General features: G+C 43.3%; 17 protein-coding genes. 5 read left to right on the top strand and 12 right to left on the bottom strand.

The window, feature by feature from the left end:
* From AC37HE_RS10840 to AC37HE_RS10825, 4 genes are all read left to right on the top strand, one after another.
* A partial coding sequence (locus tag AC37HE_RS10840) for a hypothetical protein (RefSeq protein WP_500782861.1) occupies positions 1 to 180 on the top strand: 180 nt, incomplete at its 5' end.
* A 508-nt stretch (positions 181 to 688) separates the two neighbouring features.
* Positions 689 to 3,667, top strand: a complete 2,979-nt coding sequence (locus AC37HE_RS10835; RefSeq protein ID WP_500782860.1) for a PEP/pyruvate-binding domain-containing protein — start codon at positions 689 to 691, stop codon at positions 3,665 to 3,667.
* A gap of 256 nt (positions 3,668 to 3,923) precedes the next feature.
* Complete coding sequence (locus AC37HE_RS10830; RefSeq protein ID WP_500782859.1) at positions 3,924 to 4,325, top strand: NifB/NifX family molybdenum-iron cluster-binding protein; 402 nt, start codon at positions 3,924 to 3,926, stop codon at positions 4,323 to 4,325.
* Positions 4,326 to 4,368: 43 nt separating this feature from the next.
* Positions 4,369 to 4,683: a hypothetical protein gene (locus tag AC37HE_RS10825; RefSeq protein ID WP_500782858.1), complete on the top strand. Its 315-nt coding sequence runs from the start codon at positions 4,369 to 4,371 to the stop codon at positions 4,681 to 4,683.
* Positions 4,684 to 4,774: 91 nt separating this feature from the next.
* On the opposite strand, the gene AC37HE_RS10820 is transcribed toward AC37HE_RS10825, so the two are convergent.
* From AC37HE_RS10820 to AC37HE_RS10765, 12 genes are all read right to left on the bottom strand, one after another.
* On the bottom strand, positions 4,775 to 5,524 hold the full coding sequence (locus AC37HE_RS10820) for a shikimate dehydrogenase family protein (RefSeq protein WP_500782857.1): 750 nt from the start codon (positions 5,522 to 5,524) through the stop codon (positions 4,775 to 4,777).
* Positions 5,525 to 5,552: 28 nt separating this feature from the next.
* Complete coding sequence (locus AC37HE_RS10815; protein ID WP_500782856.1) at positions 5,553 to 6,500, bottom strand: polyprenyl-phosphate transporter; 948 nt, start codon at positions 6,498 to 6,500, stop codon at positions 5,553 to 5,555.
* An 849-nt stretch (positions 6,501 to 7,349) separates the two neighbouring features.
* A complete protein-coding gene (hemE, locus tag AC37HE_RS10810) occupies positions 7,350 to 8,381 on the bottom strand; it encodes a uroporphyrinogen decarboxylase (RefSeq protein ID WP_500782855.1) in 1,032 nt (343 codons plus the stop codon).
* A gap of 13 nt (positions 8,382 to 8,394) precedes the next feature.
* Entirely contained in the window at positions 8,395 to 9,684 is a 1,290-nt protein-coding gene (hemL, locus tag AC37HE_RS10805; RefSeq protein WP_500782854.1) for a glutamate-1-semialdehyde 2,1-aminomutase, read from the bottom strand.
* Between the two features lie 22 nt (positions 9,685 to 9,706).
* Entirely contained in the window at positions 9,707 to 10,699 is a 993-nt protein-coding gene (hemB, locus tag AC37HE_RS10800; protein ID WP_500782853.1) for a porphobilinogen synthase, read from the bottom strand.
* A 12-nt stretch (positions 10,700 to 10,711) separates the two neighbouring features.
* Positions 10,712 to 11,452, bottom strand: a complete 741-nt coding sequence (locus AC37HE_RS10795; RefSeq protein WP_500782852.1) for a uroporphyrinogen-III synthase — start codon at positions 11,450 to 11,452, stop codon at positions 10,712 to 10,714.
* A 2-nt stretch (positions 11,453 to 11,454) separates the two neighbouring features.
* Positions 11,455 to 12,387, bottom strand: coding sequence for a hydroxymethylbilane synthase (gene hemC / locus AC37HE_RS10790; protein ID WP_500782851.1), 933 nt, complete (start codon positions 12,385 to 12,387; stop codon positions 11,455 to 11,457).
* Positions 12,377 to 13,633 carry a glutamyl-tRNA reductase gene (hemA, locus tag AC37HE_RS10785; RefSeq protein ID WP_500782850.1) on the bottom strand — a complete coding sequence of 419 codons (1,257 nt, stop codon included), beginning with the start codon at positions 13,631 to 13,633 and terminating at the stop codon, positions 12,377 to 12,379. Before hemA ends, hemC begins: the two co-directional genes overlap by 11 nt.
* A gap of 44 nt (positions 13,634 to 13,677) precedes the next feature.
* Positions 13,678 to 14,046 carry a hypothetical protein gene (locus AC37HE_RS10780; protein WP_500782849.1) on the bottom strand — a complete coding sequence of 123 codons (369 nt, stop codon included), beginning with the start codon at positions 14,044 to 14,046 and terminating at the stop codon, positions 13,678 to 13,680.
* Between the two features lie 223 nt (positions 14,047 to 14,269).
* A complete protein-coding gene (locus tag AC37HE_RS10775) occupies positions 14,270 to 15,028 on the bottom strand; it encodes a phosphosulfolactate synthase (RefSeq protein WP_500782848.1) in 759 nt (252 codons plus the stop codon).
* A 3-nt stretch (positions 15,029 to 15,031) separates the two neighbouring features.
* A complete protein-coding gene (locus tag AC37HE_RS10770; RefSeq protein WP_500782847.1) occupies positions 15,032 to 16,450 on the bottom strand; it encodes a tetratricopeptide repeat protein in 1,419 nt (472 codons plus the stop codon).
* Positions 16,451 to 16,494: 44 nt separating this feature from the next.
* A complete protein-coding gene (locus AC37HE_RS10765) occupies positions 16,495 to 18,030 on the bottom strand; it encodes a DUF4301 family protein (RefSeq protein ID WP_500782846.1) in 1,536 nt (511 codons plus the stop codon).
* A gap of 223 nt (positions 18,031 to 18,253) precedes the next feature.
* Between AC37HE_RS10765 and mnmL the strand changes: the two genes are divergently transcribed.
* On the top strand, positions 18,254 to 19,195 hold the full coding sequence (mnmL, locus tag AC37HE_RS10760; RefSeq protein WP_500782845.1) for a tRNA modification radical SAM protein MnmL/YtqA: 942 nt from the start codon (positions 18,254 to 18,256) through the stop codon (positions 19,193 to 19,195).
* Positions 19,196 to 19,301 lie beyond the last annotated feature (106 nt).

Below are 19,301 nucleotides of genomic sequence, written 5' to 3'. Positions count from 1 at the left end.
GCATTGGTGAACCGTCAACAAGAGAACCAGTTTGCGGTCGTACGCGTCGGTAATCCACAACCGGAGAACCGGTTTGCTACTTCACGCCGGCGTGATCCTATCCCGATAAACAGGTTTGCCACCCTACGCATCGGTGAACCGTCAACAAGAGAACCAGTTTGCGGTCGTACGCGTCGGTAATTCACAACCGGAGAACCGGTTTGCTACTTCACGCCGGGGTAATCCTATCCCGGTAAACAGGTTTGCCACCTTACGCATTGGTGAACCGTCAACAAGAGAACCCGGTTGCGGTCGTACGTGTGGGTAATCCATGCCCAGCCTTCTCTTGTTTTCCACCACTTTCATCCCTGTTGGAGATACCCTCCGAATCATGTCGGTTTTCTATGAAAGTCCCTTCGGAGTTTCAAGTTTCGAGTTCCAAGACAACCCGGCAACTTCAGATAACGATGAATACCCGATGTCTGGAAAACTTTCCACTTTCACCCCTGTTGGTGATTCCCCGGAATCATGTCTGTTTTTTCTACGGATTTATAGTTATCCTCAAGAATTACTATTTTTATTTCATGTTGCTTTGTGACTCAATATTGTCATGCGAGTTTTTGTCTGGAACAGCTGGATTTTTTCTAAATTCAACAGAAATTAGCATCGGCAAAGCGAATCTTAGCTTTTGGTGCCAAAATTATTTTCTATGGAGCAACTGGATCATATTTCACTCACTTCAATCTATAAGTACAAGAAAAGCGACCGGGATATTTTTGAAGAGTTGATGCCTACCAAGGTCAAAGAGGTTCTTTTGGTCGCCACGCTATACGATAGTTATACGATTGTTCGGGAGGGACAGTTTACTGATAAAATCTTTGGTGAATTTCTTCAACTGAACCTTTACACATACCCGCGTTTTACGAGTGTCAATTCCGAAGAGCAGGCGCATGAGCTGATTAAGAAGCGAGATTTTGATCTTGTTATTATCATGGTTGGTGTCGATAAAAAGATACCGGTTAAGATTGCCGATTCGATCAATGTCGTCAAAAAAGATACGCCGATTTTGTTGCTGGTGAATAACAATGGGGATTTGCGTTATTTCCAGGAGACGGCAGAAAAGTTTGATTCAATTGACCGGGTGTTTGTGTGGAACGGCAACTCCAATGTCTTTTTGGCCATGGTGAAATACATTGAGGATAAAAAGAATATTGAAGCAGATACGCAAACCGGTAATGTCCGCGTGATATTGATGGTTGAAGATTCGATTCAGTACTATTCGCGGTATTTGCCAATGTTGTACACCAACATTATGACGCAAACACAGAACCTGGTGCAGGATGAAACGGCGGATGAACTGCACATGATTCTTAAGATGCGTGCTCGCCCGAAAGTTATACTGGTCAGTAACTACGAGGATGCTATTCTGATGATGAATAAATATCGTGATTACCTGCTGTCGGTTATTTCCGATGTGAAATTTCATCGTAACGGCAAAGACGATGAAGACTCGGGAATTGAATTGCTGAAATATGCGAAACAGATTTTACGCTTTCCGATTCCCTTGCTGCTGCAAAGCCACGATATTCGAAATGCTGCCCGAGCCCGGGAAATTGGTGCTGAATTCATCAATAAAAATTCCGAAAGCTTGTCGATGGATATTCACAATTTCATTTACAAACGCTTAGGTTTTGGAAATTTTGTTTTTAAAGATTTACAGGGAAACCCGATTTCAGTCGCCAATAACCTGCAGGAATTTCAGGATAACCTGAGAGTTGTACCAGCTGAAGCATTGGCTTATCATGCCGGGCGCAATTCATTTTCAACCTGGTTGATGGCTCGTGGGGAGATTAATATTGCAGAGCAGTTGTTACCTTATCGCTTCGAGGATTTTAACAATGCTGAGGAGTTGCGCAATTTCTGTTTGAAAGTTTTCGAGCGGATGCAAATTAAGCGACTTCGCGGGCTGGTTATTAATTTTGATCCCCAACTGCTGGGGAATGAGCGCTACATTGTCCGTATCGGTAAGGGGTTGCTTGGAGGAAAGGGACGTGGGGTAGCTTTTATGTGCAACTTCATCGAAAACATCGATTTTAAGAAAATTATTCCCCATATTAATATTCGGATTCCAGCAACGGCTATTATTGGCTCAGTTGAGTTCGAAAAATTTATCGAAATCAACAACCTTTACGAAGAGGTATACAGCACCAACGATTACGAACGGATCAAAGCGGCATTTATTGAATCGGCCTTAAGTGAATCTCTTCAAGATAACTTGTTGAAGTATGTTGAGAAGATGAACCGTCCTTTAGCCGTTCGTTCTTCAGGCTTGTTTGAAGATTCGCTTTTGCAACCGTTTTCCGGCGTTTATGCAACTTATATTTTGCCCAATAATGATGAGGATATCCTCGTTCGTTACAAACAACTGGAAACAGCTGTAAAACTGGTTTATGCCAGTGTATTCACCGACTCGGCTATTTCTTATTTCGATGCGGTGAATTACAAGATTGAAGAGGAGCGGATGGCAATTGTGATTCAGGAGTTGGTTGGACACGAGCATAACGGACGGTTTTACCCGTCGGTGAGCGGAGTGGCCCAATCCAATAATTTTTACCCGGTGGCCTACATGGAACCGGAAGATGGATTTGCCGTTGCTGCTGTTGGCTTGGGGATGTATGTTGTTGGAGGAGAGCCGGCCTATCGTTTTTGTCCGCGCTACCCGCAAATTAACCCGACTAGTTTGAAGGATCAGATCCGGGATTCGCAGCGGGAGTTTTATGCTTTGGATATGACCCATAGTGAGACTGACCTGGTGAAAGTCGGTGAGGATGCCGGCATTCTGAAGTTATCGATTCGTGAGGCAGAGAAGGACGGTGTGCTGCAACATTGTGCTTCGGTTTACGATTCGGAAAATGATGATTTGGTGCCTGATTTATCGATTCGTGGACCTCGTGTCGTGAATTTCGATAACTTGTTAAAGTACGGTTTGATACCGATGGCCGAAACGATCCGCTTTTTACTGCGCTTGTTTCGCGAAGCCATGGGATCGCCTGTTGAAATGGAATACGCCATTGACCTGGAAGCCAGCGGAAATGGTTTACCGACCTTCTATTTGCTTCAGATTAAGCCGCTGATCAGACACGATCAGGAAAACGAAATTGATTTAGGAGAAGTGGATGAGGCAAAAGCACTGCTATTTGCGAAGAAGGGGATGGGAAATGGACGAGTTGATGGCATCCGTGATATCATTTATGTGGATGGAGCTACCTTCGATAAAATGAAAACGAAAGAAATTGCTGAGGAGGTTAATCGGTTTAACCGAAAAATGGACCTGACCGGAAAAGAATACATTTTGGTAGGACCAGGCCGTTGGGGCTCCCGTGATCCCTATACCGGTATACCGGTTACCTGGGCACAAATCTGTAATGCCCGCGTGATTGTTGAGCTTGGATTACCCGATTTTCCGTTAGATGGTTCGCTGGGATCTCATTTCTTCCATAATGTTACATCGATGAATGTTGGCTATTTCTCAATTCCGTCCAAAAGCCGCGATGCCTGGCTAAATACAACGCTTTTGGAAGAAGGAGAGTCGATTGAAGAGCTTCGTTTCGTTAAGCATATTCGCTTTAAGGATGATCTGACCATCTTGATGGATGGCCGTAAACGTGAAGCACTAATTCAGGTATAAGTTCCAAGTTGTAAGTTTTCAGTTTCAAAAGTGAACTCGGAACCTGGGTTTTGGAATTTTGAACGTTTTTTATGCTTAAAAACACATTTTTGTGAATTTTCGTAGGATCCATCCTACATATATGTAAGAAATTTGGCCGGTAAAAAAGCTATTTGTTTGATAATCAGCAATGCCTTCTTTAGGGCATAGCATTTGCCATTGTATTGGCACAACGGCTGCTAAAAAGCGGTTCATGTTAAACCAAAATTTGAACGTTATGAAGATTTGCATGCCCATTATAGGAAAAAACCCGGCTTTGGTTAATGTCTTGGCTGACGACTTCTACAAAGCTAACTTTTACTGTGTACACGACCTCGAAAAAGGAGATAACGAGGTATTTAGTAAGCCTGAATTGATGACCAGATTTGGTCTGGATCTGAAAAAGGGGGGAGATGATGATGCTGTAAAGGCTATTATCAGTCCTAACGTACGCCCGATGGCTTTCAAGATTTTAAAAGATAACAACATCAGCGTATATCAGCCCAATGGTAAGGAAGTAGATATTAATATTCGTTTATACAAGGACCAATTGTTGCACGAACACGATATTTATTCTGTTGAAGAGCCATCTGGTTGTGGGTTAACCTGCAACAGTTGCTCATCGAAAACCTGCAAATAGTGCTAAAAAAGAAGAGATTTTTCACCTTTAAAAATGAGATGATATGCCCATTCAAGTAAGACCGTTGTCGGAAGTTAAAATGATGTTGGAAGATGCCGGAACTGATGTGAGCTACGCTTACGAGGATTTGGTATTTGTTGAGCATACGGCCTTTTTAATTCAGTTTGATGATGAAAAGCCTTCGAACCTGAAGCTTTACTTCAATAAGGAGCTTGGCGATGCAGATATCAAAAGAGAGCAAAGCAAACTGAAGCCTTATGCTGACAAGTGGAAATTCACTTTAGTGCCAACTGGTAAGTTCGAGTTGAAGCAAAAGGAAGATTCCGAAGAAATTGACATTCTCTTTTTTCCCTTATAAATGTAACTGTCATAAACACCAAGAAAAATTAAGCCGGACAAGGTGAGAGACTGTCCGGCTTTAATTTTTTTATCTGAAGGTTACTGACCAATTACATATTCCAGATTTCCCATGCCTTAATGGCTTGTCCATGTAACATTTCAAGGCCATTTTTAACGGCAGCTCCCTGTTCTTTTCCTTTTTTCATGAAAAGCGTTTCTTCCGGGTTATAAACCAGGTCGAACAGAACGTGATCCGAAGTTAGAAACTCGTAAGGAATATTCGCACAGGTATCTACTTTGGGGAAAGTACCCAGCGGTGTTGCATTAATCACCACCAAATAATCTTTCAGCATTGCTTCATCGATTTGCTCGTAGCGGATTTCGCCTTCCAGCAGTTGTTCTTCTATCGAAGCTGAAACATAAGTTAAGCCCAGCTTGTCCAAGATGTACTTTATGGCTTTTGAAGCACCGCCAGTTCCCAGAATTAAGGCTTTTTTGTGCTTTTCATTCAACATGGGCTTTAGCGCATTTTCGAAGCCGTAGATGTCTGTATTAAAGCCTTTCAGCTTGATTCCATCTTCGGAGCGAATAATTTTCACCGTGTTGATGGCTCCCACTTTAGCTGCTTCCTCATCAATTTCATCCAGGTAAGGCATGATTTGTTGTTTGTAAGGAATGGTGCAGTTTAAGCCGGCAATATGATCGTTCTTCTTAAAGATTTCAGGAAACTCTTCAATGGAGTCTAACTCAAAGTTTACATACTCGTGTTCAGCCAGGTTTTCTTGGTCGAATTTTTCGGTGAAAAATCCTTTTGAGAAAGAATAGCCCAGGCGGTAACCAATTAATCCGTAGGTTTTCATATGATGTGAATTTCTGTTTTGTTCGTAATTATGCTTTGCGTCGTTTAAGCAGGCTTTTTGATAAGCCTTCAATCACAAAAATAAGGGCGAAGCCGGCAATTGCTAATCCAACAGCTACCCCCAGTTGTGCGTTATGGCCGGTCAGCTCGAAATAGGAACCCGGCAGTACATTTTGCTCAATGAGTGGTTTTATTTCACCATGGCGATCAACGAAAGTCTCAACAACTTCTTTCCAGGGCCACACTTTATTCAGCGATCCGATCATGAAACCCGCCAGCATGGCAATAGTGAGTTGGTAATATTTCTTCAGCATCCACGACAGAACATTGGAGAAACTAACGATACCGACAGCGGCACCAACCAGAAAAACGCCCACAACCGGTAAATTAAAGCTCGAAATGGAATCGAGAATATATTTGTACATGCCAAGTAGTACCAGGATGAAACTTCCCGAAATACCCGGTAAAATCATGGCACAAATGGCGATGGCTCCCGACAGGAAAATGAACGGGTAGGATGTGTTCGCCTCGGCCGGTGTAACCACGGTAATGAAATAAGCGATTACTACGCCAACGAGCAGCGAGATAACTGTTCCTACATTCCAACCTTTAATTTCTTTGGCAACATAGATGGCCGATGCTACAATAAGGCCGAAGAAGAAAGACCAAACCAAAATCGGGTGATTCTCCAAAAGGTATTTAAGCCCTTTAGCGAGCGAGAGAACACTAATTCCAATGCCAATGATCAAACTAACCAGAAATGTACCGTTAATAGCTTCCCAAAAATCTTTGATACGACCGGATAACAGTAGTTTCAGACTTTTTAGATTAACCGATTTAATGGAGTCGATCAGTTCCTGGTAAATACCCGTAATAAAGGCGATGGTACCTCCCGAAACCCCGGGGACAACATCAGCTGCTCCCATGCCAATTCCTTTCAGGCTAACCATTAAATAGTCTTTCAGTTCTCGTTTCATTTAAATTGATTTTAAGATGCTGTTTGGCGTTGGCGCAAACTCCGCCAAAAATAGTGTTTCGGGAGCAATTAAGACGCACAAGAACCCAATTTTCTCGCTTCTTAGTCCTTGATTTAGCTTTTCAAAATGAATTGTAAAAGGTTCAGAAAAGAACTTCTTGACCAAATTCCATTCAACTTTTGAGATACAATGCAAGTGAAAAAACATGTTATATATGACCTTGTGTGTTTCCTGTCGAAGTCGTAACTTTTTATCAAAGTTAAAGAAGTTAACGGTCCGAAAGGATCGTTTGGTGTACAGTTTACATGTTTAGCGAGGCTATTTTGATAGTCTCGCTTTTTTTTGAGGGCAGATCCCCCCCAACAGATTTTGCTAAAATGGGAAATCGGTTAAGCCTAGTGGATGATATACCGTAAACTAGTCAAGGAGCTTAATGAATTTACACGCTGTTTTGAATTAAACAACAACCGCTCGATGCACAACAATAACCGCTCAACGGGAAACAATAACCTCTCGATGCTAAGCAAAGCCCGCTCGATGGACAACAATAACCTCTCGATGCACAACAACAACCTCTCAATGGACAACATTAACCGCTCAATGTTAAGCAATAACCTCTCGATGCTATGCAATAACCTCCCGACGCTAAGCAAGAGCCGCTCGATGTTAAGCAAAAACCGCTCGATGTTAAGCAAAAACCGCTAAACGGACAACAATAACCGCTCGATGCACAGCAGAATTTTTCATCCCCTAAAACGTAGCAATGACGCATGAATAAGACAAAGTGCTTAGCTGGGGTAATCCATCCGGGGCGATGACACCATGGTTCTTGTATTTTGCGTAGAAGAGCTACTTCTTCCAGTCGGCCGATTTAATCCAATCCACCACAAATTTGGCGTTCTCGTAGGGGATATCGGGTAAAAATCCGTGGCCCAGGTTGAAAATCCATTTGGGGTGTTGCTGGAAGAATGGTATGTAAGCTTCCAGGCGAGCTTTAATTTCTTCCTGAGTTCCGTATAGGTAGCGTGGATCCAGATTTCCCTGCAAGCCAACTTCCGGATGTACCATTGCCCGGGCATCTTCCATCGACAGTTGCCAGTCGATACTGACAAAGTCGGCCAGCTCCGGTGTTACATATTTCAACCCGGTAGCGATTCCTTTCGGGAAGAAAATAAAGGGAGTACCGGTTTCGCGAACAGCACGACTAATCTTTTGCACAGCCGGCATAAACAGCTCGTTATAAAGCTCAACCGGAACCAGGTTGGCATGTGTTTCAAACAGCTGGAACGCTTCAACGCCATGCTCGATTTGCTTTTTGGCATAAAAGGCTGAAAGATCGGCAATCGCCTCAATTAGTTTTTTTGCTTCCGCTTTATGCTGAAACAGGAATTTGATAGCATCCGGAAAGTTCGGGTTTGAACTAATGCCTTGTACCATGTAGCACAAGGTGGTTAACGGAGCACCACAAAAACCGATCAATGGGATACCGGCTGGTCGTTGAGCGATGATTTCCTCAATATTCCTGTAAATATATTCAAGCTTTTCCGGTACCGGACTTAGGTGATCCGCCGGATTCGTTAAGCCTTTCAAGGGCTTGTTGAATACCGGACCGTGATCGGTAAATTCCAGGTCCATTCCCATGGCATTAGGAATAACCAGGATGTCGGAAAACAGAATGGCGGCGTCAACGCCTAAGTCATGAATTGGCATCAGTGTTACTTCGGCTGCCAGCTTCGGATCTTCCATCAGTTCGTGGAAGGTATAGTTTTCCTTCAGTTTATTGTAGTTGGGCAGAACGCGGCCCGCCTGGCGCATAAACCACACCGGCGGACGCTCTGTCTCTTGTCCTTTCAGCTTTTTTAAAAAGATTGAGTCTTGCATGTTGATTGGTTGTTTAGAGGCTTTTCATTGCTTTATCGGCTGATTCAATCATGTAGTCGAGATCGGCATCGGTATGCGCATCACATACAAAGAAACATTCGTATTGCGAAGGTCCCAGGTAGATGCCGGCTTCCAATGATTTCTTAAAGAATTGGGCATAACGAGGAGCATTCGACTTCATTGCCTGATCAAAAGACTTCACTGCTTTCTCTTCGGTGAAGAACATAGTCATCATGGAGCCTATGCGGTTGATGACGCCCGGGATGCCATTTCTTTCCAAAGCCTTTTTTAATCCTGCTTCAACTTTGGCTCCTTTACGTTCCAGTCCTTCGTAAATCGACGGATTATCATTCAATGTACGCAGCATAACTGTTCCTGCAGCCATTGCCAATGGGTTGCCTGAAAGCGTTCCGGCCTGGTAAACCGGGCCATTGGGGGCCAGCATATCCATAATATCTTTACGGCCGCCATAAGCACCAACCGGAAGTCCACCACCGATGATCTTCCCCAGCGTAGTCAGGTCGGGCATAATGTTGAAACGCTTTTGAGCTCCTCCTGCCGACAAGCGGAAACCGGTGATTACCTCGTCGAAAATTAACAAAGCTCCGTACTGTTCAGTGATGGCACGCACACCCTTCAAAAATTCTTCGTCGGGAAGTACGCACCCCATGTTTCCGGCAACAGGTTCCAGAATGACAGCAGCGATTTCTTCGCCTCGTGCTTCAAACAGTTGTTTAACCGACTCCAGGTTGTTGTATTCAGCTGTCAGTGTGTTTTGGGCTGAAGCTTTGGTTACGCCGGGACTATCAGGTAAACCCAGTGTAATCGCACCGGATCCGGCTTTGATCAGGAAAGCATCGGCATGACCGTGGTAGCAACCGGCAAATTTAACCACCAAATCGCGCTTCGTATAACCACGAGCCAGTCGCAAAGCACTCATCGTAGCTTCGGTTCCTGAGTTTACCATGCGTACCTTGTCAACTGATGGCATCATCTCGGTGATGAGCTGAGCCATCTCCGTTTCAATCAGGGTAGGGGCGCCGTAGCTGGTTCCCAGTGCTGCTGCATTTTGTACCGCTTCGACAATTGCCGGATTTGCGTGACCCAATATCAGCGGTCCCCACGACGATACAAAGTCGATATATTTGTTGCCATCGATATCCCAAACATGAGCACCTTTTGCTTTGGCGATAAACAAGGGATCGGCATTAACACTTTTAAAGGCACGGACAGGGGAGTTTACCCCGCCTGGTATTAGTTGTTGGGCTTCCTGAAAAGCCGCTATGCTTTTGGAGTAGTTCATACGATTTGACTTTTGTGCAACCTTATACGCGGTTGCCTTTTTTCAATTCACTTAAAACAAATTCTTTCGCGTGGTAGGTGATGATAACATCGGCTCCGGCTCGTTTTAGCGAGGTCAGAATTTCCTTGATCAGGCGTTCTTCATCAACCCAGCCATTGGCTGCTGCTGCTTTCACCATCGAAAACTCGCCGCTTACATTGTAGGCTACAAGTGGCATATTAAAAGTCGTTTTCACGCGTTGAATGATGTCCATATAGCTTAAGGCAGGTTTCACCATCACCATATCGGCACCTTCAATAATATCTTGCTCTACTTCGCGCAAGGCTTCATCGCTGTTGGCCGGATCCATTTGGTAAGTACTGCGGTCTCCGAATTTTGGAGCACTCTCGGCAGCATCGCGGAACGGACCATAGAATGCTGAAGCATATTTGGCTGAGTAAGCCATGATCGGTGTGTTTTGGAAGCCGTTTTCATCCAACGCAGTGCGGATCGCACCAATTCGTCCATCCATCATGTCGGAGGGGGCAATAATGTCGGCACCGGCTTTAGCCAAAGTTACCGACTGAGCGGCCAGTGTATGCAGGGTGCTGTCATTGTCAACATCGCCATCAATGATGGTTCCGCAGTGTCCGTGTGTGGTGTATTCACAGTTGCAAACGTCGGCCACAATTAAGATGCTAGGTATGGCTTCTTTCAGTGCACGTATCGCTTTCGGTACAATGGCATCGTGATGACAAGCTACATGGCCGGTTTCATCTTTTTCCTCCGGAATACCGAAAAGTAAGATTTTGTCAACACCTGTTGTTTCAACTAAATCCTGAACTTCTTTTACCAGAAGGTCAATTGACAGTTGAAAATTACCCGGCATGGATTTAATGGGGTTGCTAATATTTTCGCCCGGACAAACAAAATAGGGCATAATCAGATCGTCGCGATTTACTTCGGTTTCGCGAACCATGTTGCGTATAGAGGCTGATTTACGAAGTCTCCGTAAACGTGTAACAGGATAACTCATAATCTAAATATTTTAGTGTTGTAAGTAATCAATTGTTGTTTCTGCCATTCCTTTGTAGGTTGATTCGTTGGCCGTTGCCAGCGGTTCAATTCCTAAATTTCGGCAGGCGGCAGTTGTTGTTTTTCCGATGCTAATTACCCGCCATTGGCTGATTTTAGCATGAAACGCAAGGTACAAATTTTTTATGGCAGAAGGACTGCTAACAAGCATGAGATCGTAACTGTCTGATTCGATTAACCCGACACATTCGGAGGGAAAAAAATCGGGAATAACCGTTTGGTAGACATTAACACGATCGATTGAATTGCTTGCTTGTAACTGTTGCAAAATGGTGTCCGGGGCTAATTCTCCGAGAATTAGTAATACCGTTTCGTTTGCTGCGATTACCGATTTGAGTTCTCCTGCAAAGTCGGCTCCGGTACGGCCCCGACCGGTATAGTCAGCACTTAAATTGAAACGGCTTAATTCGCGTCCGGTGGCTTCACCCAACACTGCAATCTTGTTTTTTGAAGTCGGAGCATGTTGCTCATAAAAACAACGAATACCATTCTTGCTGGTAAACACCAACCAGTCGTAGTATGCAAGTTCCCGGGCTAGTTTGCTGGTTAAGGGACGAATTTCGATGGCAGGCATAAAATGTACCGTTGCCCCGGCTTGTGTAAGGAGAACAGAAACGTCGTCCTCTTCGGGTTGGGGATAGGTACAGATGATTATTTTGCCATTGATTTTATTGTCGCTTTCCCGGTCTGCCATGTTTATTCTTCTGCGCGAATCTGGTCGAGAATTTCTTTTCCTCCTGCTTCAATAATCGCATCGGCCAGTTCTATTGCTTTCTCCGAGCCTTCGTCGATCGGACAGGAAACGGATTTGCGGATCACTTGCTTTCCGTCGATTGATGCTACCAAACCTGTCAGTGTTAACTGGTTACTTTCAACCTCGGAATAACAAGCTACGGGAACCTGACATCCACCTTCCAGCGTACGCAATAACCAACGTTCGGCCATTGTTGTGTTCCAGGTTTCCTCGTCGGAGATTGCATTAATGACACTCTGAATCCGTTCGTCTTCCTCCCGAATTTCGATGGCTACAGCTCCTTGGCTAACAGCCGGTAAAACCACTTTCGGATCAAGTAACTCGGTGATGTAACGGTCGTATCCCAGACGGATAATTCCGGCACCGGCCATTAACAAAGCATCGCAATGACCTTCCTCCATTTTACGGAGGCGGGTATCCACATTACCACGAATATCCACAATGTTGAGTTCGGGATTATAAGCCAGAAGTTGGGCTTTTCGGCGTAAGCTTGATGTGGCAATACGATCATTGGCAGTCATCTCACTTAGTTTGCGACCATCTTTGGAAATGAATACATCGCGAACCTCACCGCGTGGCAACATACCCCCGATGCACAAACCTTCCGGTAATTCAGTCGGAAGATCCTTCAAGCTGTGTACAGCCAGATCAACATCACCATTAATTAGCGCTGCTTCAATTTCTTTTGTAAATAACCCCTTGTCACCAATTTTAGAGAGCGATACATCAAGGATGATGTCGCCTTTGGTCTTGATGATATGAATTTCTACATTTAAGTCAGGGAAAGCAGTCGAAATAGCTGCTTTTACGGTTTCGGCTTGCCACAGGGCCAACTTACTTCCCCGGGTGCCTATCTTGATTGTGTTATTGCTCATTGAATTGAGAGAATAAGTCGCTGACAACTTTAATATATTCCGTTTTGCGGCCGTTGTCACTGATCGACTTCAGGTTTTTGATCATTGAGTTGATTAGTTTGTCGGTAATGTGCTTGCCGTATTCCTCCATTTGCTGATATTCATCATCCGAGTGGAACTTTTTGCAAACGTTCAGCTCTGTACTGTTCATCGCATTCATGGAAGAAATAATTTGCTGAATGACAGGGGACAGGTTACGGCTGTTCATCCAATCGGAGAATTCATTGACCTTTTCGGCGATGATTTCTTCAGCAACTGATACAAGTGCTTGTTTCTTCTCCTGATTACCACTAACCACTTCTTCCAAATCATCCACATTGACTAAATCAATGATAGGAATGTCGGAAACATTCGGGTGAATGTTTCTTGGAACACCCAGGTCAATCATCATAACCAGCGGATGTCCGTTAAGGTGTGGCTTAAGCGTATCGGCGTTGAACAGCGGCTCTTTGGTTGAAACTGAGCTTACGATAATCTCAGCATCGTGAACGCCTTCCATCATTTGGTTGAAAGGTAATGCTTTCCCGTTATAGCGGTTGGCCAGTTCTTCAGCTTTTGTGATTGTCCGGTTTGTAACCGTTATATTTTTACAACCCTTTTTATACAGGTTTTTAATAACCAATTCTCCGGTTTCTCCGGCACCGATTAACAGGATTTTTTTATCCCGCAGGTTCTTAAATTGGTTATTACATTTTTCGACTGCAGCATAACTCACCGAAAATGCTCCGGTACTCATTTGTGTGTTCGAACGCACCAGTTTCCCAGTTTCGAGTGCTTTGTTGAAAAGGCGTTTCAGTACCTTACCAACAGTGCCGTTTGCATCAGCCTGGCTATAGGCATCTTTAATTTGCGAAACAATTTGATATTCACCCAGGACCATCGATTCGAGGCTTGAAATAACCCGGAACAGATGATTGACAGCCTTATCGTTGGCAAAACGATAAAAGTGCTTGTTCATTTCTTCGCCAACACCGGCATGTTGGTGCAGGTATCCGAAAATGATATTGAAAGCTCCGGAAGAGCAACATTCGTTTGCCTTAAAATAGATTTCAGTACGGTTACAAGTTGATAAAACAACTAATTCCTGAATGTACTGGTTCTTGCAAATTAATTGAGCGAGTTTACTGCTTTCGTCTTTATCGAATGCAAATTTTTCGCGAATATGTACTGGTGCCGATTTATGGCTTAATCCGATAATTCCAATCATGGAGAAAAATTTAATGACAGTTTGTTTAGTTAGCTTGGCTGGTATTAAGCCATGACTGGTGGAGAGAGCCCGAAGTAGTTAAAGTATACAGTTGAAGTATAATGTATTGAGAAAAAGGCATAGCTTTTCCTTTCAACCGTATTTAAAGTGGGGCTGGGATTTTCAGTTATACCAAAGCTATCGGGTTCTTCAATCGTTTTCTTTTGAAAAAAATGATGCTCTGTATACTTGAAATTGAATGATTGTACTTGTTCGGTTGTTTGATCTGCATAGGTAAGGTGCATGTCGCTTTTGGGTTGCGGCATACATTTCTTGTTCAAAACCTCGGTGTTTGTTCCGAGGGTTAAAACAATAACAACACCTAAGAAAAGAAGGTAAGGTATTGCTGATCCTGTTAGTCCTACTAGAAACATGTTCTTTAAATTTGTCTCAAAGTTAATATTCTCGCTCAAAGTATGAATAAATCAGATTTATTAAAATGTTGATAGATATCAATTAGAGTCGAGATACCAGCTTGCAATATTCTACGCAACTAAACAACCTTAGTTGAATATAGTTTCCTGTTTCCCCTGTTTTTTAGGGTTTTTGGAAATAAAAAATCCCCGAACCCGGGGATTTTTATGCAGTGTTATTTGTTTACGGTAAAAAGCTCAGTAAGGTATCACCGCGAAGTCCTCGTCTTAGCGTTTCCAATGGAATAACTTCATTTTCGGCGATATTACCTAAGTTGACATTTGGTCCCAGTAGTTTGATGAACCAAACTTGTTGGTTTTTCAATGGAGCTTCCCAAAGTATTTTGTCGGGATCAATGTGGCTTCTGATATCTAATACCAGTTCAGAGTTGGCTGAACCATCGTTGTTGTAAATACCCATGTTGCCACTTTCGCGTGCTTCGGCAATTACTTTCCATGCTCCGGCTTCCAATTCCGATAACATCCATTTGACCCATTCCTCGTTGCTAATTTCTTTTCCTTTCAGTTTTGTACCTACTTCCGAAAGTACGACGAAGTCTTTAGCCACATCGCTAATGTATTTGCACTTCAAATCATGATCCATTGGCAAAACACCATCCGAAACTTCGGCAGTTTCCACACCGGCGTCGGCAATAAATTTTTTGTAATCGTCAATCATGTTACGAGCCGCAAACGCTTCGAAAAGTGTTCCTCCAAAATAGGGACGTAAACCGGCTTCTTTATAAAGTTTAATTTTCTCTTTTACATTAGGAGTTAATAAACCTGTTCCAAAACCTAATTTTACCAAGTCTGTATATTCAGCAGAAACTTCGCAAAAGTTTTCGGCTTCACGCAGAGATAATCCTTTGTCCATCATCATTGTTAAGCCTGACTCTCTTGGTTGTTCAGGTCTTTCTGGGACAAACGGCAAATTGAAATTCATTTTTTATAATTTGGTTGATTCGTGTTTCTTTATTAATCTTTTTATGGATTCGTTTTGAAGGGCTTCCGGATAATAGTCGAACAGAACACGGTAGTTGCTAAAATCAACTTCCAATGCTCTTTCAAAATATCCTGTAGCCGACTTTTCGTCGTTATTTTCCAACAAATACGCTGTCAACCGATAGTTGATATTTGAATCGTTGGAAATTGATGATGAGGCTTTTTTCAGGATCTCGATAGACTTGGCCAGTTTGCCGCGGTCGTATTCCAATTCGGCAAAGGCAATCCAGCTTTCTGCATTGTCCGGATCGAGCATGGTTGCTTTTTTGAAAGCACTTTCTGCCTGATCGAACTTCTCCATCTCATGATTTATTTTTCCGTACATGAGGTAGAAATCCGGGTTTTCATCATCAAGTTTGATGGCTTTTTTCAAGTTAGTCAATGCTTCTGTTAGCTTTCCATCCATCCATTGAATCAAGCCAGCTCCATACCATGCATTCGGGTTGTTTTTATTTAACCGAATTGCTTTACGGTAGTTTTGAAGAGCTTCCTGAGGTTGTTCCAGGTTAAGGTAACATTCTCCCAGGTAACAGTAGGCATCGTCGTTCTCTTTGTCGTAGTTCAGGTATTCTTCATAACACGGAATTGCTTCCTTATACCTGTTGTTGTTTGACAAAGCGTTCGCTTTATTGAAATAAGCCTGTTCGAAATCATCCTGCAAGGCGATTGAAAAATCATAAGCATCAACAGCCTTGTCATGTTCTCCGATCCGATTAAAGGTAATTCCCAAATTATACCAAACCGAGGCATTAAACGGGTCTACATCCAGGTATTTGTTATAGAATATGATACTCTTGGTAAACTCCTGAATGCGATCGTAATAATAGCCCAGCTCGTATAAAACCAACTCATTTTTAGGGTTGTTTTCATAGGCCCTTTCCAAAAATGTGAGTGCATGTTCGCTTTCTCCGGCTTGTCCTAATGTTACACCAATGTTATACATCAGGTCATCATTGTCGTCCGAATTGAACTCAATGGCTTTTTCGTAAGCCTCAATTGCTTCAGCAACTTCACCAATCATGATCAGGGCTGAACCTTTAACCAAATAGACGTCAGAGTTCGTGTCTTCAATCAATTCAGCAAAATTTGCCAGTTCAAGGCTTTCTTCAGCCTTGCCGTCGACCAGCAGAATTTGTGCTTTCTTAATTTTAAGTGAAATTGAAGACGGATGAATTTGCAGACCGTATTCAACCGCCGTTGCAGCCTTTTTTATACGACCTTCATCCAGGAAATAATCGACAATTCCTTCGTATTCAAATACATCGAAGTATTCAAAACGATCTTCCTCAATCATTTTCCGAAAGCGGTCTACAGCTTCAACGATTTCTTCGTTCTCTAAATAATCCCTTGCGTCCTCGTCCATATAAAGAAAATTGCAGGTGCAAATTTACAAATACTTTTGGAATCCTATTCCTCCGGTTGGTGCTCTTTTCTCAGAAGGTCGTTTACAGTCTTTACCGGATTGAAGGTTTGGATCGAAACTTCCACAAAAAGCGTGTTCCAATCCGCCATTGCGCCGTTCCATAAACCGGGCAATTCCTGGGCTTTCAAATCTTTACCATTCAACGATTTTTTTGAAATGAAGCCAGTCGCCTGATCTACGAAATTGGCCAGGTCAAATTTTTCTCCTTTGTAGTTTTTGCATGCACATACCAAATCAACCGGGTTGAAGTGGGTTGCTGAATCAACCAGTGCTTTTTGCTGCGGATCCGAAAAATCAATTTGCGAGCTTTCCACAACCTGTAGCGATACCGAATCATCGCTGTTTATTGCCCAGAACGGACCTCCGCCTGGTTCTCCCTCATTACGGACCATGCCACAGATCCGGATTGGACGGTTAAATTTATTTTTCAGGTAATGGTACAAATCTTCTTTTTCGGTGTAATATTGATTTGTCGGTGGTTTAACATTCAGTACATTTTCCAGGAAGCTGGCAGCTTCAGCCATAAAGACACTTTGTAGTGCCGAGTAATGGTGGGTGTCGAATACCTGTTGGTAGCTGAATATTTTCTCTTGCAGGCTAAACAGTAAACCTGCTAATGCCTTTTTATATTTTACAGTCTCCGGTTTTAGGTAGTCCGGAACAACATTGTCGATGTTTTTTATAAAAATGATATCGGCATCCAGTTCTCCCAGGTTGGCAATTAAAGCGCCATGACCACCGGGCCGAAACAGTAAACTTCCATCTTCCTTGCGGAATGGCTCGTTATCGGGCGTAACAGCAATCGTGTCGGTCTCTGGTTTTTGCTGGCTAAACGAAATGCTGTAATTTGCTCCAAATTCCTTTTCGTACTTGGCCTGAATTTCGGCAAGATGTTCTTCAAATTTTTCCTGATGCTCCGGCGAAACTGTAAAGTGAATGTTGATTGAGTTATCACTTTGTTTCGCATATAGGGCTCCCTCAACACAATGCTCTTCGAATGAAGTACGGTTGCCGTCGCTATACTCATGAAAACGTAGTAAGCCTTTGGGTAAGTTTCCGTAGTTTAAACCTTCTTCCGTTAAAACGAGTGTCAGAACTTCCAATGCCGATAGTTCTTCCGGTGATTTTCCGGCTACCTTAGCTAAATCAGGGTAAAATGCAAATTTGGCTAGGTTGTCGAAAAAATATTGCATGTCTTTACTGCTTTTGACTTCTTCTTCAGATACTCCGGCTGCCAGCTTGTCTTTAGCTTCGTATAATGCTTTAAACATACGGCTTGCAGCTCCCGAAGCGGGAACAAACTTCAGCAAGGAGGCTCCGGCTGCAGTCTTTTCATCGAACTGACGAATGTGTTCTGTGGTGTCTGCCTCATTCATTTGAATAATACCATCGCCTACGGTTGCCGGTTTGATGATTTGTAAAAACGGGAAGCCGGTAATGAAATTTTCTATTTGTCGTTTGACTGTTAAAGGATTACTCCCTCTTTCTAAAATGTCTGTGTTATCTTTTTCCGTAAACATAGTCCTGTGGTTTTTTAGAGTTAGTATAAAAATAAAAAAATAGAGCCTATAAAATTGGGCCTTTGGGGGCTCATAGCCCTGAAAGTTTTCAACATTTGTTGATAAGCTAATTGCCCGAAACTAGTAAAATTCTGCTGAATTCCTCGTCCTGTATAGCTAAACAAACTTTTAGCTACTCGGTTTTTATCTGTACTTTTGGGCCGCACTAAAAACACAAAATTGTATGCAATTCCCTTGGAATCACGATCGTCGGTACAACGATTTTCCAACTTATTTCAAGTCAAAATTTAATGGGCGGGTTCAAAAAGTTTCTGTTGATGCCGGTTTTACCTGTCCGAATCGGGACGGTAGCAAAGCTTTAAACGGTTGTTCTTACTGTAATAATACAAGCTTCAAACCGGATTACTGCCGACTGGAAAGAAGTATCACGGAACAATTAGAACAGGGAATTGAATTTTTTGCCCGGAAATATCAGTCCATGCAATTTCTGGCTTACTTTCAGGCTTATTCGAATACCTATGCCGATGTGGCAGTATTGAAAGAACGCTATGAAGAAGCCTTGTCGGTTCCAAAGGTAATTGGTTTGGTATTGGGGACCCGGCCGGATTGCGTAACACCTGAGGTGCTGGATTATTTGGAAGACTTGTCGAAACAATACTATGTGATGGTTGAGTTTGGCGTGGAGTCGGTGAAGAATGAAACATTGGCCCGCATCAATCGCGGACATCACTATGAAACGGCACAGTGGGCCATTCGCGAAACAGCCAAACGAGGAATTCACAACTGTGCACACCTGATTTTGGGCTTGCCGGGCGAAGATCGAACCGACTTTCTGAACCAGGCACGGGAGATCTCCAAACTGCCGGTTGAGAATCTGAAATTACATCAATTACAGATTCATAAAGGAACGAGAATGGCGGTTGAGTATGCTCAACGCCCGGAAGACTTTCAGCTTTTTAGTGTTGATGAATACATTGACCTGGTGGTGGATTACCTCGAACTGCTTAATCCGGCGATTATTCTGGAACGATTTATCAGTCAGGCGCCCAAAGACTTGTTGATTGCGCCGAAGTGGGGATTGAAGAACTTTGAGTTTGTTGCCAAACTGGAAAAGCGACTTGATGAGCGTAATACCTGGCAAGGACGTTTGTACCTCGAGGAATAGCTTCAACCATCAAGTCGGCCGTAAGCAGTAGGCAAGCTTTCCTTGCCGGTCCTGATGCAGTGCCCGAGTACCAACATTAGACCCCGGATGCGGTTTGGGCCATTGC

The organism is Mangrovibacterium sp. (assembly GCF_059905295.1).
Note: the sequence above shows the minus strand (reverse complement) of the source record. Positions and strands in the feature narration are given on the sequence as shown.

What these genes read in the sequence shown, in the direction of transcription:
- AC37HE_RS10795 (WP_500782852.1), bottom strand. Translation starts at nt 11,452, where the DNA reads ATGGCAGACCGGGAAAGCGACAATAAAATCAATGGCAAAATAATCATC.
- AC37HE_RS10780 (WP_500782849.1), bottom strand. Translation starts at nt 14,046, where the DNA reads ATGTTTCTAGTAGGACTAACAGGATCAGCAATACCTTACCTTCTTTTC.
- AC37HE_RS10835 (WP_500782860.1), top strand. Translation starts at nt 689, where the DNA reads ATGGAGCAACTGGATCATATTTCACTCACTTCAATCTATAAGTACAAG.
- AC37HE_RS10820 (WP_500782857.1), bottom strand. Translation starts at nt 5,524, where the DNA reads ATGAAAACCTACGGATTAATTGGTTACCGCCTGGGCTATTCTTTCTCA.
- mnmL (WP_500782845.1), top strand. Translation starts at nt 18,254, where the DNA reads ATGCAATTCCCTTGGAATCACGATCGTCGGTACAACGATTTTCCAACT.
- AC37HE_RS10765 (WP_500782846.1), bottom strand. Translation starts at nt 18,030, where the DNA reads ATGTTTACGGAAAAAGATAACACAGACATTTTAGAAAGAGGGAGTAAT.
- hemB (WP_500782853.1), bottom strand. Translation starts at nt 10,699, where the DNA reads ATGAGTTATCCTGTTACACGTTTACGGAGACTTCGTAAATCAGCCTCT.
- AC37HE_RS10830 (WP_500782859.1), top strand. Translation starts at nt 3,924, where the DNA reads ATGAAGATTTGCATGCCCATTATAGGAAAAAACCCGGCTTTGGTTAAT.
- hemC (WP_500782851.1), bottom strand. Translation starts at nt 12,387, where the DNA reads ATGAGCAATAACACAATCAAGATAGGCACCCGGGGAAGTAAGTTGGCC.
- hemA (WP_500782850.1), bottom strand. Translation starts at nt 13,633, where the DNA reads ATGATTGGAATTATCGGATTAAGCCATAAATCGGCACCAGTACATATT.
- AC37HE_RS10775 (WP_500782848.1), bottom strand. Translation starts at nt 15,028, where the DNA reads ATGAATTTCAATTTGCCGTTTGTCCCAGAAAGACCTGAACAACCAAGA.
- AC37HE_RS10770 (WP_500782847.1), bottom strand. Translation starts at nt 16,450, where the DNA reads ATGGACGAGGACGCAAGGGATTATTTAGAGAACGAAGAAATCGTTGAA.
- AC37HE_RS10815 (WP_500782856.1), bottom strand. Translation starts at nt 6,500, where the DNA reads ATGAAACGAGAACTGAAAGACTATTTAATGGTTAGCCTGAAAGGAATT.
- hemE (WP_500782855.1), bottom strand. Translation starts at nt 8,381, where the DNA reads ATGCAAGACTCAATCTTTTTAAAAAAGCTGAAAGGACAAGAGACAGAG.
- hemL (WP_500782854.1), bottom strand. Translation starts at nt 9,684, where the DNA reads ATGAACTACTCCAAAAGCATAGCGGCTTTTCAGGAAGCCCAACAACTA.
- AC37HE_RS10825 (WP_500782858.1), top strand. Translation starts at nt 4,369, where the DNA reads ATGCCCATTCAAGTAAGACCGTTGTCGGAAGTTAAAATGATGTTGGAA.